Origin of the sequence: Candidatus Bathyanammoxibius amoris, from assembly GCA_024451685.1 — a bacterium.
GTDB lineage: Bacteria > Planctomycetota > Brocadiia > Brocadiales > Bathyanammoxibiaceae > Bathyanammoxibius > Bathyanammoxibius amoris.
Map to the genome: position 1 here is coordinate 22,218 of JAMXCW010000001.1, position 15,268 is coordinate 37,485.

Annotated in this window: 13 protein-coding genes, 1 tRNA gene and 2 riboswitches; of the genes, 10 read left to right on the forward strand and 4 right to left on the reverse strand. The window is 50.1% G+C overall.

Features of this window, described 5'->3' with window-relative positions; translation table 11 throughout:
* Nucleotides 1-5 precede the first annotated feature (5 nt).
* Both NOU37_00120 and NOU37_00125 read right to left on the reverse strand, forming a co-directional pair.
* Nucleotides 6-1,130, reverse strand: coding sequence for a KamA family radical SAM protein (locus NOU37_00120; protein ID MCQ4573646.1), 1,125 nt, complete (start codon nucleotides 1,128-1,130; stop codon nucleotides 6-8).
* 65 nt (nucleotides 1,131-1,195) lie between these two features.
* Nucleotides 1,196-2,551, reverse strand: coding sequence for a glutamine synthetase family protein (locus NOU37_00125; protein MCQ4573647.1), 1,356 nt, complete (start codon nucleotides 2,549-2,551; stop codon nucleotides 1,196-1,198).
* Between the two features lie 611 nt (nucleotides 2,552-3,162).
* On the opposite strand from NOU37_00125, the gene NOU37_00130 reads away from it, so the two are divergent.
* The gene (locus NOU37_00130) at nucleotides 3,163-3,312 is read left to right on the forward strand and encodes a hypothetical protein (protein ID MCQ4573648.1); all 150 of its coding nucleotides are present in this window, start codon (nucleotides 3,163-3,165) and stop codon (nucleotides 3,310-3,312) included.
* A gap of 70 nt (nucleotides 3,313-3,382) precedes the next feature.
* Here the strand turns inward: NOU37_00130 and NOU37_00135 are convergent.
* Nucleotides 3,383-3,469 (reverse strand) — tRNA-Leu (locus NOU37_00135).
* A gap of 192 nt (nucleotides 3,470-3,661) precedes the next feature.
* Between NOU37_00135 and NOU37_00140 the strand changes: the two genes are divergently transcribed.
* Together NOU37_00140 and NOU37_00145 are read left to right on the forward strand one after the other, a co-directional pair.
* Nucleotides 3,662-4,159 (forward strand): TraR/DksA C4-type zinc finger protein, encoded by a 498-nt coding sequence (locus NOU37_00140; GenBank protein ID MCQ4573649.1) that lies wholly within the window; start codon nucleotides 3,662-3,664, stop codon nucleotides 4,157-4,159.
* A gap of 5 nt (nucleotides 4,160-4,164) precedes the next feature.
* A complete protein-coding gene (locus NOU37_00145) occupies nucleotides 4,165-5,622 on the forward strand; it encodes an AMP-binding protein (protein MCQ4573650.1) in 1,458 nt (485 codons plus the stop codon).
* Between the two features lie 6 nt (nucleotides 5,623-5,628).
* Here the strand turns inward: NOU37_00145 and dapF are convergent, their stop codons facing one another.
* Nucleotides 5,629-6,489 (reverse strand): diaminopimelate epimerase, encoded by an 861-nt coding sequence (gene dapF / locus NOU37_00150; protein ID MCQ4573651.1) that lies wholly within the window; start codon nucleotides 6,487-6,489, stop codon nucleotides 5,629-5,631.
* Between the two features lie 175 nt (nucleotides 6,490-6,664).
* On the opposite strand from dapF, the gene NOU37_00155 reads away from it, so the two are divergent.
* The 7 genes from NOU37_00155 to NOU37_00185 all read left to right on the forward strand — a co-directional run bounded on the left by NOU37_00155 (nucleotide 6,665) and on the right by NOU37_00185 (nucleotide 15,115).
* Complete coding sequence (locus NOU37_00155; GenBank protein MCQ4573652.1) at nucleotides 6,665-7,615, forward strand: SDR family oxidoreductase; 951 nt, start codon at nucleotides 6,665-6,667, stop codon at nucleotides 7,613-7,615.
* A gap of 79 nt (nucleotides 7,616-7,694) precedes the next feature.
* Nucleotides 7,695-8,276, forward strand: a complete 582-nt coding sequence (locus tag NOU37_00160) for a flavodoxin family protein (GenBank protein MCQ4573653.1) — start codon at nucleotides 7,695-7,697, stop codon at nucleotides 8,274-8,276.
* Nucleotides 8,277-8,366: 90 nt separating this feature from the next.
* Nucleotides 8,367-8,568: riboswitch (cobalamin riboswitch) on the forward strand.
* 120 nt (nucleotides 8,569-8,688) lie between these two features.
* Nucleotides 8,689-8,873: riboswitch (cobalamin riboswitch) on the forward strand.
* Nucleotides 8,874-8,900: 27 nt separating this feature from the next.
* Nucleotides 8,901-10,397 (forward strand): carbohydrate porin, encoded by a 1,497-nt coding sequence (locus NOU37_00165; GenBank protein ID MCQ4573654.1) that lies wholly within the window; start codon nucleotides 8,901-8,903, stop codon nucleotides 10,395-10,397.
* 28 nt (nucleotides 10,398-10,425) lie between these two features.
* Nucleotides 10,426-11,613 carry a hypothetical protein gene (locus tag NOU37_00170; protein ID MCQ4573655.1) on the forward strand — a complete coding sequence of 396 codons (1,188 nt, stop codon included), beginning with the start codon at nucleotides 10,426-10,428 and terminating at the stop codon, nucleotides 11,611-11,613.
* A gap of 147 nt (nucleotides 11,614-11,760) precedes the next feature.
* Nucleotides 11,761-12,516, forward strand: coding sequence for a carboxypeptidase regulatory-like domain-containing protein (locus tag NOU37_00175; GenBank protein MCQ4573656.1), 756 nt, complete (start codon nucleotides 11,761-11,763; stop codon nucleotides 12,514-12,516).
* A gap of 157 nt (nucleotides 12,517-12,673) precedes the next feature.
* Nucleotides 12,674-13,489 carry a S41 family peptidase gene (locus tag NOU37_00180; GenBank protein ID MCQ4573657.1) on the forward strand — a complete coding sequence of 272 codons (816 nt, stop codon included), beginning with the start codon at nucleotides 12,674-12,676 and terminating at the stop codon, nucleotides 13,487-13,489.
* A gap of 132 nt (nucleotides 13,490-13,621) precedes the next feature.
* Nucleotides 13,622-15,115 carry a phosphomannomutase/phosphoglucomutase gene (locus NOU37_00185; protein ID MCQ4573658.1) on the forward strand — a complete coding sequence of 498 codons (1,494 nt, stop codon included), beginning with the start codon at nucleotides 13,622-13,624 and terminating at the stop codon, nucleotides 15,113-15,115.
* Nucleotides 15,116-15,268 lie beyond the last annotated feature (153 nt).

Consider the following 15,268-nt stretch of genomic DNA (forward strand, 5'->3'; position numbering starts at 1 on the left):
ACAAATTACTCAGGAACATTTGGAGAATAAGTTATATCTTTTTTATAACTTTGAAGTTTATATGCCTTTTCACCTTTTTCTAAAATATAGTAGTCTGGCATTAACGGAATCTTGCCAAAATTTGAAGCGACAACGTACATTGGTTGTGCAAGCCCACTCGTATGGCCGCGAAGTCCATCTCTAATTAATTCTGCGCCTTTTTCTATAGGCGCTCGAAAGTGATCTACTCCAGGTGCTTGCTGGCAATAAAACATGTAATACGGTCTTATACGAACAGATAAAAGCTTTTGATGAAGTTTTTGGAAGGTATTGACGTCATCATTGATGCCCTTCAGCACTACACCTTGATTTCCAACGTTGATACCCGCATGGAGCAGATCCCAGACCACTTTTTTTGTTTTATCCGTAATCTCTTTTGGATGGTTAATATGAACATTCAGCCAAATTGGAATATCGTGCTCTCCTCCTAATATCTCAAGAAGATTTTTTGTTATTCGATGAGGGCATGTATTTGGCATCTTTGTATGAATTCGAATTATTTCAAGATGTGTAATACTTCGAAGGCTATCAATTAAATATTTAATGTTTTCATCTGACAACATTAATGGATCTCCACCGGTCATTACTACATCGCGAATTTCTTCGTGTTTTTGAATCCATTCTAACCCTTCATTGGCATCGAGCCGTAAATCTAGTTCTTGATCAATTACAACTTCTCTTCTAAAACAATATCTGCAATAACTTGCACATACGTCGGTTACTGTGAACGCAACCCGGTCATCATACTGTCTTGCAACACTGTCAGGCCTTTTCCCTTCTTCCCCAAATCTATCGGTTTCCTCCCGGTTTTCTTTGAACACTAAATAATTTGGAATTCCATATTTGTTTTCATTTTCTTTCATTAAAGGGATGACCATTTTTCTTATTGGACAATCAGGGTCGTTTTTGTCCATAAGAGATGCATAATACGGTGTTGTGCCCCATCTCACATTTAATGTTTTTATTGCCTTCTCTTCGTCGGGAGTGACGGTAATATATTGGCTCAGCTTTTCCAGTGTATTGACCTGGCTCTTAATCTGTTCTTGCCATTGCCCCTCTTCTTGCCAGGGCTCAACTTTTAATTGGTACATTTGTCTTCCTCAAATTTCAAACAGATCCCAACGAAATAGCACACAATAAAATAGAAAAGAATTAATTAAATATCAATATATTTACTTCTTTCTCTCAAAGTAATATGTGTTCGGTGTTCCTCCCAGTCCTTTATTTTTAATCCCATGTATTTATCATAAAGTAATTCTCCCATAATACTTCTCAAGAATTGACTTCTCTCTGCTTCAACTAAAGCTTCAAACATACATTTGGGTAGAAATCTATCATCCCATACTTTTGAATGCTTAACTTTCTCGTATATACTCTGAGATTCCGGTTCCCCGCAGTCCAGTTTATCATGAATTCCTTTTAATCCCATTTCTATAAGAGTGGCTAATTGGAGATAAACGTTTCCAGAAGGGTCAGGTGATCTCAATTCAAGTCTTGTAGCCTGTGGGTTTTTCGCCCATGGAATTCGAACCATGCAACTTCGATTTGTAAGCCCCCAGCTTCTTACAATTGGAGCTTCTCTTTCAACAACGTACGCCTTATATGAGTTAAATGATGCAGCCATAATAATCGAAGTTTCTCTTGCGTATTGCAAGAGACCTCCGATAAAGTGTTTCATCGTTGAACTTAAAGAATGTTGAGAATCAGAGTCATAGAATAGATTCTTCATATTCTGGTCCAGCATACTTAGATGAATATGGAATGCATTTCTGTTTTGTCCGTTAAATGGTTTAGGAATAAAAATAGCATGGTACCCGAATTGTGCTGCAACTTTTCGTGTTACATAGTGAAATAATATAGTCTCATCTGCCACTTGAAGAGGGTCTGTGCATACAATATTAATTTCATGTTGGGATTCGGATACTTCATGATGTGCCTTTTCAAATTTTATTCCAGTTTTCTTTAAGACACTAATAATCTCTCTCCGAACCGGGTCTCCTTTATCATAAGGATCGATATGAAAATATCCTGCATGATCAGATTTAACACGTTCTTCAAGATCGGATTTAACATATTCTTCAAGAGTGTCTTGATTTATTAAAAAGAATTCGTGTTCTGCTCCTGCTAGAAAGGCGGCACTGAAAGTTTTTTTTGCTTTTGCTAAGACCTGTTCCAGCATTAACCTGGGGTCCGCTAAATATCTCTTATTTTGCTGGTCGAATATTTTACACATAAAGAATCCGACCTTTTCTTCCCCAAAATTTAGTACATGAAAAGTTTCCATAACTGGTTTTAAAATCCTATCACTGCCTTCAATTGAAGCAAAACCGGCAATAGAGCTGCCGTCAAACCCAATCCCATTCTGAATTATGTCTGAAATATCATCTGGGTTTACGGTTAAGGTCATTGGTCTGCCAAGCAGATCGGTGAAGAAAAGGTTTGTTGAATCTGCATCTTTCAGCATTTCATTTATATGTTCTATGTCTATAGTATTTTGTTTCTCGATTTTCATGTCATGTTTCTCCCGGAAGAGTTAGCAATACCAGTATAGACTAAAAACATAATTTGGGGAATTTAAGATTATTATAGTGCCCTCCAAAGTTAACATTTTAAGCAACGGTCTGTGATAGAGACGCCTATCGTTTCTTCGGGTATCAGGCCGGTGGTATATGCCGCAGCCACTATCCCGAGCAGTTCCCACATCCTGCTATCCATCCACGCGCCTTATCTTAAACGGGTCAAGGTGTTCCCTCAGCGTGATAAAAGCTTGATTATATATGTGCGATTGTGAATGTAAACAGGAATCCTCGGGCGGGGAAGTCTCAATTTCCCGTCTGAGCCGGTCTGTCATGCTGAATCAAACGCAAAATATATGCCGTGCTTACGTCGTTTGTAGCCGATACTACAAAATTTGTAGGTTTTGCAGTCTTATGAGGCAGAGGACCGCAGGGAGAGGAAATGGAATGATTAACGGTAGCCTCTGTAAAAATAAGGACTTAGGGAGTCATGCCGGAAGATGTAGCTCATAGACCCAATCCATGGCACAGAGATTGCTTTCTTGCGTATTAAGTACGCAGCCTTAAAAAGACAGGTTACAGGATACCAGAAAGAGAGGGATGGCAGATGAAGACCCTGGCAATACCTCCGGTAGGGGAGTCCCACAGGACGGGAGACGGGTGGAATAAACTCAAGAAAGCAGGTGTCAGTGCCGTTATGGGTTTCTGTATGTTTACCTTAATTTTTATACTGGTTTTACTAATAGAGAAGATGTAGGCCGGCCTTGGGATAAGTACCCTTGCAGCCTTTAATATTGATACTTACACAAAAAACCTGCAACAGTATTTGGTGCGGAAGGGGGGAGTCGAACCCCCACAGCCTTACGGCCACTAGCCCCTCAAGCTAGCGCGTCTGCCAGTTCCGCCACTTCCGCCCATTCATCCTAAAACGCCATTCTAGTTTGCCCTCATTGAATGTCAATGTTTTTCGTTCCTGCCCGTCTTATGTTCTTAAGTGGTTTATACATAAGTCACTACCGATCTGACGCTGTGTTCTTAAAAATTTGTTTACAAAATGAACGAAATTGATTATAAGTAATATATAAAGGTTACGAGAAGACAGTGCAATGCATAAAATACAGAAAAAGGTCATAAGAGAGCTTCAAGCCAGACTTTACGACAGAAGAGAGTATCTGGCTGAGGCCATACAGCGCCGCAGCCAGGACTGTAACGATTCAGGGGGTTACAGGCTTCCTGACGTCATAGATGTAGCTTCTCTTGCGTCAACGGAACAGCTTGCCGCACTTGTGGCTAAGGCGGAGCTCCGCGAGCTGAAGGAGATTGAGGACGCCCTTGCCCGCATCAATTCGGGCAGCTACGGTGTCTGTAAGGTGTGCGATGGTACCATACGTAAGGACAGGCTGGAGGTCCTCCCATACGCCACACTCTGTGTGAAGTGTAAGGAGTTAGAAGAAGAGGGGTACGGGCTGGAAAGTCAGAGCTATGAGCAAGACTACGGAGAGGTAGTGTACGCAGACATTCTCGATGTAGACAGCGAGGGCATCGACAAAAAGAAGCGGGGCAAGGTCAAGAAGACCAAAGCCAGAAAGTATTCACACAACTGAGGTAAATGACGCTTACAGAAAAATTCCTCTGGGGATGTGAGAGTTTTTCCGATAAGACCGCTGTCAGTGACGAAAGAGGCTCTTTTACTTACGGTATGCTCTTAGCCGCTTCGCACGGCATGGCCGGCCTTTTTAAGACGTTCGGGCCGGGCAATAACGTAGGCATATGCATGCCCAGCTCCAAGGAGTGTGTCGCCAGCTACTTCGCCTTGCTCCTTAACAGACAGATTCCTGTCTTCATAAACCCCCTCCTGTCCCCGCAGCAGGTCGGCTATATAGTCAAGGACGCCTCCCTTGACACGGTAGTTACCGTCAGCCACTTTAAGCAACTTCTCGAGCCGATGGTAAAGAACTGTATTTATCTGGACCAGATGCAGTCTGCCGCGGCAAAACCCTCGGCACCTGTCTCGTTCCAGACAGGAGACCCGGAAGACACGGCGGCCATATTCTATACCTCCGGGACCAGCGCCAACCCCAAGGGTGTCGTCCTCAGCCACAGGAATATCATTAGCAACCTGGAGGGTTGTGTCAAACCTTTCGGCTTTAGTGAGAAGGACGTATTCATGGGCACGCTGCCGCTCTTCCATGCCTTCGCGTTCACTGTTACGATGGCACTGCCTGTGATGTTCGGTGCACAGGTTATCTACGTAGCCCGTTTCTCAGGACCGAAGGTGCTGAAAAACATCGAAAACCACCGGGTGACCGTCCTTATGGCAGTGGCGTCGATGTACAGGGCGCTCTTGAGGTCGGCCCAGACGTCAAGTCACGATACCAGCAGCTTGAGGCTTGCTGTGACCGGCGGTGAACCCGTGCCTATGGACATAATAAATTCGTTTGAATCGACCTTCAAACTACCACTTATTGAAGGCTACGGCCTGACGGAATGTTCCCCTATGGTCTCTGTAAACAGCCCCGAAGAACACAAATATGGCACTGCCGGAAAGCCCCTGCCCAATCTGGAAGTAAAGATAGTGGACGACAGCGGTTCCTCACTGCCCACGAACCAGGACGGTGAGATTTGGGTCAAGGGACCGAACATCATGAAGGGATACCTTAACCAGCCGGAGCTTACGGGAGAGACGATTACCCCTGACGGCTGGTTCAAGACGGGCGACTATGGCAGGTTCGATGAGGACGGTTTCCTGAAGATAACGGGCAGGAAGAAGGAACTCATAATCATAAGCGGCGAGAACATCTCACCGGTGGAGATTGAGGACGTCTTAAGTCATCACCCCAAGGTCTTTGAGGTAGCGGTGGTTGGTGTGCCGGATAAGATGCGCGGCGAGGTGCCCAGGGCGTTCATAGTGCTGCATGACGGCCAGCAGGTGACGGAAGACGAACTCAAGCAGTTCTGCCACGACAAGCTCCAGCACTACAAGATACCCAAGTATTTCGAGTTCCACAAGGAACTCCCCCACGGCCCCACGGGCAAGATACTAAAACGCGCGCTGCCAACCTCCTGAGATTTTCTAACCCCCCCATACCCCCTCAAACACCTCCTCCGCAGGGCCGGTCATAAAGACGTCTCCGCCCTTTGACCACTCAAGCGTCAGGTCACCCCCGGGCAGGCGTGTCAGAACCTTCCGCGAGGTCTTCTTGTTCAGCACACCCGCAACGCATACCGCCGCCGCTCCCGTACCGCAGGCCATGGTCCGGCCCGATCCCCTCTCCCAGGTCTTTACCCGGACCTCTCCTTTCGCCAGTATCTCAACGAAATGGACGTTGGTCCTATCGGGGAAGGCCCTGTGGCGCTCTATAAGGGGGCCGTATCTTTCCACCGGAAACCCCTTCAGCCGGTCGAGAAATATGACGCAATGCGGATTGCCCATGGACACGCAGGTAATGTCGAAGGTCCTGTCAGCCACATTGAAGGACTCGCCTATGACACGTGTGTTAACCCCTGCCGTGCCTCCCTTCATGACCTTTTTTGCCTTCATGGGTATCTGTCTTCTCAGCAGGCCGGGGCGGCCCATATTCACCCTTACCGCCCGGACCCTTGGGCCCTTGACCTTTAACTCAAGGGTCTTTATTCCCGCGCGCGTCTCTACCTTCATCCTCTTTTTCGGCGCAAGACCGTGTTCATAGGCATACTTCGCCACACACCGGATGCCGTTGCCGCACATCTCGGCCTCACTGCCGTCGGCATTGAATATCCGCATCCCGACGTCCGCCTTTTTAGAGGGTGTTATGAGTATGAGGCCGTCTGCTCCCACCCCGAAGTGCCTTGAACTCATACGCCGGGCAAGCCTGCCCGGGCTGGCGACCTTCTCCTCAAAACAGTTGACGTATATATAATCGTTGCCTGTGCCCTGCATCTTGGTAAATTTCATTTGCTACCCTTTGAGACCGTCTGTATATAATATGTGGATTAAGATGCCCAGTTTATCGGCAAAAGACACTATTGTCAAAGGACTATAAACGGTGTAAAAGGTTTTTGGCTTGCAATCGAGGGGAAAGTTCATTATAGAATTAACTCTCTATGTATAAAAGGAGCCATGGCAAACAATGCGTATAGTAGTCACCGGTGGTGCAGGTTTTGTAGGTTCTCATGTCTGTGATTATCTGCTGGGAAAGGGGCACACCGTTATATGTATTGACAATCTTATAACGGGTACTAAAGAAAATATTGCTCACCTGGCGGATAATGAGAAGTTTACATACATAAGGCATAATGTTTCAGAATACATAGTCGTTGAAGGTGAGGTGGATGCGGTCATGCATCTGGCATCTCCTGCGAGTCCCAAGGATTATATGGAGAATGCCATACCAACGCTAAAGGTCGGCTCGCTTGGCACGCTGAATGCCCTGGGCCTTGCCAAAGCAAAGAGGGCCAGGTTCCTCTTGACCTCTACGTCTGAGGTGTACGGTGATCCTGACCCCGAACATCATCCACAAAAGGAAAGTTACTATGGAAACGTAAACCCCGTGGGACCCAGGGGTATGTATGACGAGGCAAAACGCTTTGCGGAGGCCCTTACGATGGCCTACCATAGTGATGAGAAAATAGATACAAGGATAGCCCGCCTGTTTAACACCTACGGCCCGAGGATGCGCCTGGACGACGGCCGCGCGCTGCCCGCGTTCATGTCGCAGGCCCTCAAGGGAGAAGACCTTACTGTCTTCGGCGACGGTACACAGACACGCAGCTTTTGTTATATATCCGACATGGTCGAGGGACTGTACAAACTCCTTGAGTCAGATGAACATGGGCCCGTAAACCTGGGGAACCCTGCCGAAATTACAGTATCACAATTGGCCGAGGAGGTTATAAAATTAACGTCCACCAAGAGTAAGGTAGTCTTTAGACCCCTTCCGCAGGATGACCCCAAGGTCAGAAGGCCGGACATATCGAAGGCGAAGAGGATTCTGGGCTGGGAGCCGAAGGTAGACAGGCGAGAGGGACTGGTAAAGACCATGGAGTACTTTACCCAGAAGATACAGGGACAGACCGCGTAATTTCACTACCTGATGGCGATTGTGGCAGGTATGCCGGCCACAGTCCACGCCCGACATCGTGACCCAGAAACCAGGAGCAATGAAAAAGTTGTTGGCCATTGCAGGAAGCCCTAGACGTGGGGGCAACTCCGAGCTCCTTCTCGACGAAGTAATCAGGGCGGCAGGCGATGCAGGGCTTAAGACGGAGAAGCTGGTAGTGAGTGAACTCGGCATATCGCCCTGTATGTCATACGGCAACTGCTGGGAGACGGGGGACTGTGTCATTGAAGATAAGATGCAAGAGGTCTACAGGAAGCTCCTTGACGCGGACTATGTGGTCGTGGCCTCGCCGCTGTATTTTCTGGGCGTTAGCGCGCAGCTCAAGGCCCTGATAGACCGCTGTCAGGCCCTGTGGGCGCGGAGGTTTATACTCAAAAAACCCTTAAGAAGCGGCGATAAGCGGCCGAAGGGGCTTTTTATCTCGACAGCGGCCATCAGCCAGGCGGATGACAAGATATTTGCCGGTTCCGGACAGACCGTAAGGGCCGTGTTCAGTACGCTTGAGATAGAATGCGCGGGCGAGCTGTTCTTCAAGGGTCTTGAGAAACGCGACACCGTCAAATCACACCCTGAGTTTCTAAAACAGGTTTATCAGGCCGCCAGAGAGCTTGTGAAGGAATAAGGATCCCGCAAAACCACCCGATGCCTCCTTTCCTGGATTTTCAGGTGCCAAAAGTTACCCTTGACAGTGGATGGACATGGGGAGTAGAATCCCAAAAATCATTCTACAGGTGTCCACGTTTGTGTGGGCTAAGAGGGAAGATGGTGTGAGTCCATCGCGGAGACCCGCCGCTGTATTCGGCGACGAACGCTGCAACAGGCCACTGTCCGTTTTTTATATTGTGTGGATGGGAAGGCGCAGCCAGTAGGAAGACCCGATAGTCAGAAAACCTGCCTGTAGATGCTTCATAGTATACCTCGTGGTCAGGAGGCGTGAAGTGTTACATGACGATTAACCCGCATTCTTTCCTGCACGCAGGGAAAAGATGCGGGTTTTTTTATTGGGAGGCAGGCCAGCGAACGCTTATTAATTAAAAACTAAATCTGTGCAAGATGTAAGGGAAGGCAGTATCAATAATCTGCCGCTGCCCCGCAACTGTAACGGGGACGAAACCTGCACGTAGGCCACTGTCCGTTCTTTTATGTTATGTGGACGGGAAGGCGCAGGGAGTAGGACGAACCGATAGCCAGGAAACCTGTCTTGCGCGTAACGTTATCCCGTTTCCGAGGGGAGAGGAGGATAGTATTGAGCTACGTATTCTGCTGCGCAATTTGCTCCCTTGTTTTTGCCGAGGCGGCATTGGCAATAAATAGTGATGAGAAGCAGCTCAGAGACATGATGAATCAGGTGGAGTACTTGAAGGCCCGGATGGTCGAGAACGAAGAAAAGATAGCGATATTGGAGTCAGAACTGAAAGAGTTTCGCGGCCCTGTGCCCGTATCAGAGAGTTTTGAGGTGGCGGAGGAACCTCTCCATCCTCAAAAGAAGGAGCGGCTTGAAGAACGCGTCAAGAGGCTTGAGGACGTGGCGGAGAAGACCTTTGCCCTGGAGCCGATCGGAGAGATAAGAAGGGTCAGGGAATGGGTCTGTCCCGACGGGCACATCTATGACCACCCAAGCCCCGACTACAGGTGTTACATCTGTGACAAGCCCCAGAGAGAGAGGTTTACCTACAGGAGGCACAAGTACGCCCGCAAGCAGACCGTCTCCGGCCTGATAGGGACAATGATGGAGGAGGAGCTTAAGAAGCGGGTGTCCGTGGGCCTGAGCACGACGGGTGTTGTACAGCAGTCAGTGAACAGCCACAAAAATGACGAAACATCCGCCGAGGGGTCTTTTGACCTATTCTTCCTGCACAGACCCATGACAGGCTCAATACTCTTTGTAAACCTGGAGTCCATCGGGGGAAGCGGCCCGAACATCTTTTCCAGGACCCCCAATAACATGAACGACGACGTCTCCAGGGGTTCCCATCAGGACGAGGACGGGCTGGACAGGGTGAGCGTCAGAGAGGTCTGGCTGCAGTCTACGTTTATGGAAGAAAGGCTGCGACTAGTGGCGGGCAAGATAGACCTGTCCAACTACTTCGACATGAATGCGGTAGCCAACGACGAGACCACACAGTTCCTCGGCAGCACCTTTGTCAACGACCTGGCCCTTTCCCTTCCTGATAACGCCCCCGGACTTGTCGGCTATTTTGACACAAAAAAGGGTTTCAGCCTCGGTCTCGGACTTCAGAGTAACGACAACTCAGGCGAAGCTGTCACTGACAGGCTCTACGGGATAGCGGAGTTAGACTACTATGCCCCGGAATTCCTCTTTGGACGCGAGGGGAATTACAGGTTTTGGGGCAGGTACAATGGTGAAGACCGTGGCCGTGCTTTTGGATTGAGTTTCGACCAGAAGTTCGCCGACAGGCTGACTGCATTCAGCAGATATGGCATTACCGGCAATACGGCCCCGGGAGAGGTGGAGTGGACGTGGAGCCTGGGCCTTGGGCTCGAGTCACCGTTTCCATCCAGGAAAAATGACCACACCGGACTGGCATTCTCTCAACTTAAGTTGCCCGGTGGGGAAAAAGAGGAGTTTATGGAGGTGTACTACAATTTTTTTATAACAGACCGCATGGCGCTTTCACTTGACTCCCAGGTATTTCTTAACTCTGTCGGCAACGGGGAGGATAAGACTGTTGATGAAGATCTCCTATCCGCATTTGGGTTTAGGGTTCAGATGGATTTCTAACACGAAGACATAAAAAGGAGGTATGACTATGCCAAGATTTTTTGCAGTGGCCGCCCTTACGGCGGCAGTGGTGATGTCCTCTCTCTGCGCTGACGCGAATGCCGCGTCACTCTCAGGGCGGGACATGGGTTCTCTCGTATTTGTTACCAACAGGGACAGTAACGACGTCGTTGCAATTGATACCGCGACCAACGTGCCGGTAAGCCGTTTTGAAATGGGCCCGTCGTGTGCGCCTCACATGGCTATGCTCTCGTACGACGGGAAGAAACTGGTAGTGCCGGGTACTGCCAGGAACGACCTGACGGTCTTTGACGTCGCCTCCGGCAAGATGTTGGCCCGGGTGGCGGTGGGAGCCAGCCCTGAACATTTTAGTGTCTCACCCGATTCCAGGTTTGCCTACGTAGGCAATTTTGACGAGGGTACGGTATCCGCCGTGGACCTTACCACATATAAAGAGGTGGCCCGGATAGAGGGCTTTGCCGAGCCGCACGGGGTGACCTTCTTACCCGACGGCTCAAAGGCCTATATCGCCAACTTCGGCGCCCATGAGGTAGGAGTGGTAGACACAAAGACCCATAGTCTTATTAAGCGGATTGCCGTGGGGAGCCATCTTAAGGTGGCCGCGCTCAACTCCGGCGGGCACGTTACGGAGATAAAGGGTGTAGCTAACGTAACCCTTACTCCCGACGGCAGATACGCCTACGCCGCTGATGGTGATTCCGGAACCGTGACGGTAATCGACACCGCCACCGACAGCGTCGTAGCCGACGTTATGGTGGGAATGGAGCCGTGGCGTGCGTATTCTTCACCCGACGGCAGGTACATGCTGGTTCCCAATAACGGTGATGAGACCATCAGTGTCATAAGCACGGATACAAACGAGGTCGTTGCCACTATGAAAGGCGGCTCGGGAATGACCGGCATTAACTTTGTGGATGGCGGTAAGAAGGCCTATGCCATCTTCAGCAATGAAGGTGCCGTTGCCGTGTACGACATGGATAAGATGGTGGACGTTAAGCGGCTGAAGCTGGGCCGCCGGATGGCGCTGGAAACTGCCTCTACCGACCCCGCGGGGGAAAAGGTGTATCTGGTATGCTCCACCACCAACTCCGTCTATGTGATAGACGGAGCGACCGACAGTGTCTCGGTTATTCCCAACGTTGGCAGTGGCCCGTGGGCAGTGACCATACTGGGCGGTGCCAACTACTGTCATTAATCCGGGAGCGCGTGCTGACGGATTGCGTGTCTCTGTTCGAGTTAAGCCACGGATATGGCGGGGCCTTTCTTGCCGGCCCCGCTATGGCGGCTGGTTATCATCAGATCATGTATATGTAAAAATACTCGAAATATTATGATGCGAAAAGTGCCGACCCTAACCAATTGTTATCTTCCGCCGCTGGCGTTTGCTGCCATCTTATTACTGAGTTCCGTGGCCGCGGCACACCATAATTGGCAGGACGGTGTTGAAGTCCCAGCGGGGGGGTCCGCAGCCGCCCCTGTCAGGGAGACACCCCTTAAGTATAATGCGATCCGTGTGGAAAACGGCAGCAGCGTCTCCGGTGTAATCAGATTTTTTTCCGGTAAGGCCGTAATCGACGTCAAAGACGCCGTCGTCTACATAAAGGGCATACGGCGGGGCAAACCCTTCACGAGATTTTCAGGTGAGGGAACCCCCTTTATAGACCAGAAGGATTTTGTCTTCGTCCCGCATGTTACAGTTATCCCCGTGGGCGGCACGGTAGAGCTTAGAAACGCGGACCCTGAGATGCACAATGTGCACTCCTATTCCGGCAAGAACGCGTCATTTAACGAGGCCATTCCATCGGCAGGCAAACCCGTCCTGAAAAAATTCGATTTTGTGGAGACGGTGCGAATCGGGTGCAATCTCCACCAGGAGATGTCCGCCTGGATAGTGACCAGAGATAACCCCTATTATTGTTTGACGAGCGGAGACGGCGGCTTTAATATTGAAAATATCCCTCCCGGCACGTACAAGCTGGCCGTCTGGCACGAGGATTTTGACAGGAAAGAACTCACCGCCGTGTATACAGACATAGACGTTGAACCCGGCAGTGAATTTGAGGTAGATTTTTATCTTTCTCGTATACATTCAGAATGACACATGTAGACTGTTGTCTTTCTCAAGGTCATTGTATTTCAATAAACCCTTGCGCGACTCCCATAATCCCTTTATGAGAATAAGATTGCCATCTCTTCTGCTCACCATTTCTGTTTTTATATTATTGACTGCTTCCGTAGAGACAGTTTTGGCACAGGTGCGTTCCGGCAATGATAATGGTAAGAATGAACAACGCGCCGTGGAGATGGAGAAGGCCGTACGGGCTATTGAGGAGTCTTACTATACGGGGAAAGGCAAGGAGTTTGACGTTACGGTCCTGAAGGCCGGGTCGCTTGAAGACGTAGTCGGTTCTCTAGATGAAGAGAGCAGGATTATTGACCGCAAACCGTCCTCCCTGGGGTTCGTTCGCGGCCTTGAAGAAGAGGGCACCATCGCAAGGGCTGAACTCCTTGAGCGGGACTTTAATTACATCGGTTACATGAGGCTGAAATACTTCAGCAGGAGGACGAACAGGGATTTCAAAAACGCCATGGGCAACCTGGGGGACATGGATGGTTTTATACTGGACCTGCGTGACAACCCCGGAGGCTTTTTGCAGAGCGCGCTCGACGTGCTGGGTAATTTCATCTCCGGCGGCAAACTGCTGCTCACAGAGGTACGCAGGAAAGGAAGCGAACAGCACTTTGCTCATACAAGGGCCCTGCCCACACTGACCGAAGACATCCCGATAGTCGTTCTAATAAACGCCTCCACCGCGAGCAGCGCCGAGATAGTCGCCGCGACCCTCAGGCACTACAGGGACGCCGTCATTGTCGGGCAGAAGAGCCACGGCAAGGGCACCATACAGGATGTGATACCCCTGAGCGCGAAAAAAACGCTTATACTCACCACCGGGGAGTATATACTTGCCGACGGCTCCTCATTCAGGGACTCAGGCATCGTGCCCGACCGTCTGGTCGAGGGCGAAAGGGAGCAGTTTGAGACCGCCGTGTCCATCTTGAAGGATCGTTAGTATTCCTGCCGTGTCTGTGGACGTCCTTATATATTTCCGTTTCAGTTTGACAAATATTACCAAATCAATTATTTTGCCTCTTGGCCGCAGATTGTATTACTATTACATGGATAAGGGAGGTAAGCTTTGGCAATGGAGGAAAGGCGCTGTCCCGGAGAAAGATTTACCATAAGCGTTACTATATGCCGCGCCAGACAGAAGAGATACTACGTAAAGTGTAAGACGTGTGAATACAGCGAGACGAAGGGGTCATCGGTAATGCCGCAACAGCGAAGCAACGTAACACCCGGAATCTTCAAGGGTTATGATGTCAGGGGCCTCTATCCTGAAGAGGTCAATGAGGACGTGGCAAGGCGTATCGGCACCGCGATGGTCCACTTTCTCAGACAGCAGAAGGGCAGCATAAAAGACGTCGTGGTGGGCAGGGACATGCGGGACTCCTCCACGCCGCTGGCCCGGGCGCTTATTGAAGGCATCGTCTCCACCGGCGTAAACGCCATAGATATCGGCGTTGTCGCTACGGACGTCACGTATTTCGCGGTGGCGAAATACGGTTATGACGGGAGCGTGTCGGTCACGGCCTCCCACAACCCGGCGGAATATAACGGGTTCAAGATATGCCGGGAACAGGCGGTGCCGGTAGGGCTTGAGAGCGGTCTGGCGAAGATAAGGGACATGACGATACACCCGCCCGCCCGGCAAGACGTTCAGCACCCCGGCAAGGTGATAGAGAAGGACGTACTGGAAGAGTATAAGGCGCACGTTCACTCCTTCATCCGCAACATACGCGCCATGCGCATAGTGGTGGACGCGGGGAACGGCATGGCCGGGAAGATGGTGCCCCTCGTATTTGAAGGGCTTCCCTGCGAGATAGTGCCGCTATATTTTGAACTCGACGGCAATTTTCCCAACCACGAGGCGGACCCCTTGAAGCTCAAGAACCTCAAAGACCTCCAGGAACGCGTGCGGGAAGAGAAGGCCCAGCTTGGCGTGGCCTTCGACGGTGACGCCGACCGCGTGTGCTTTGTGGACGAGAAGGGCGAGGCCATCGGCAGCGACATTATCACGGCCCTCATCTCAAGGGAATTCCTGAGCGAGGACAAAGGGGCTACTATTATTTACGACCTCCGCTCAAGCTGGGTAGTGAAAGAAGAGATAGAGAGAAACGGCGGGGTGCCGTACCGTGAAAAGGTGGGCCACGCCTTCATAAAGGCCACCATGAGGGAGAAAAACGCCATATTCGGCGGCGAACTCTCCGGGCACTACTATTTCCGCGACAACTATTACGCGGATTCGGGCATGATTGCCTTCATTGAGATGCTGAACATCCTTGGCCGGAAGAGGGTGAGCATGTCAAACCTTGTGGCACCGCTCAAGAAATACTACTCAAGCGGCGAGATAAACTTCACCGTGGAGGACAAGGACGCGAAGATAGACGAGCTCGCCGAGAGTTTCAGAGACGGCAAGGTCGACCGTCTCGACGGCGTCACCGCCGAGTACAGGGACTGGTGGTTCAACGTCAGGAAGTCCAACACCGAGCCCCGTCTCCGCCTGAACGTCGAGGCCAAAAGCCGCGACGTCATGGAGAGGGCAATCAAACGCATATCGGGGATTATTGAGGGATAAGAAGTACTACGTCTATTCTTGTGTAGCTGCCCCATTTATGGGGCGTGTGTAATATGTAAATGCCCGGGGCTAAAACCATGGGTTGCCCGTGTAAGTAAACAGGTTCTAATCCCCCCGTCTTTGGCTTGCCTTTGGCCCGTTTCAGGTCTATAA

What these genes read in the sequence shown, in the direction of transcription:
- NOU37_00160 (MCQ4573653.1), top strand. Translation starts at nt 7,695, where the DNA reads ATGAAAAAGTTGTTGGCCATTGCAGGAAGCCCTAGACGTGGGGGCAAC.
- NOU37_00145 (MCQ4573650.1), top strand. Translation starts at nt 4,165, where the DNA reads ATGACGCTTACAGAAAAATTCCTCTGGGGATGTGAGAGTTTTTCCGAT.
- NOU37_00125 (MCQ4573647.1), bottom strand. Translation starts at nt 2,551, where the DNA reads ATGAAAATCGAGAAACAAAATACTATAGACATAGAACATATAAATGAA.
- NOU37_00155 (MCQ4573652.1), top strand. Translation starts at nt 6,665, where the DNA reads ATGCGTATAGTAGTCACCGGTGGTGCAGGTTTTGTAGGTTCTCATGTC.
- NOU37_00120 (MCQ4573646.1), bottom strand. Translation starts at nt 1,130, where the DNA reads ATGTACCAATTAAAAGTTGAGCCCTGGCAAGAAGAGGGGCAATGGCAA.
- NOU37_00130 (MCQ4573648.1), top strand. Translation starts at nt 3,163, where the DNA reads ATGAAGACCCTGGCAATACCTCCGGTAGGGGAGTCCCACAGGACGGGA.
- NOU37_00140 (MCQ4573649.1), top strand. Translation starts at nt 3,662, where the DNA reads ATGCATAAAATACAGAAAAAGGTCATAAGAGAGCTTCAAGCCAGACTT.
- NOU37_00170 (MCQ4573655.1), top strand. Translation starts at nt 10,426, where the DNA reads ATGCCAAGATTTTTTGCAGTGGCCGCCCTTACGGCGGCAGTGGTGATG.
- NOU37_00185 (MCQ4573658.1), top strand. Translation starts at nt 13,622, where the DNA reads ATGGAGGAAAGGCGCTGTCCCGGAGAAAGATTTACCATAAGCGTTACT.
- dapF (MCQ4573651.1), bottom strand. Translation starts at nt 6,489, where the DNA reads ATGAAATTTACCAAGATGCAGGGCACAGGCAACGATTATATATACGTC.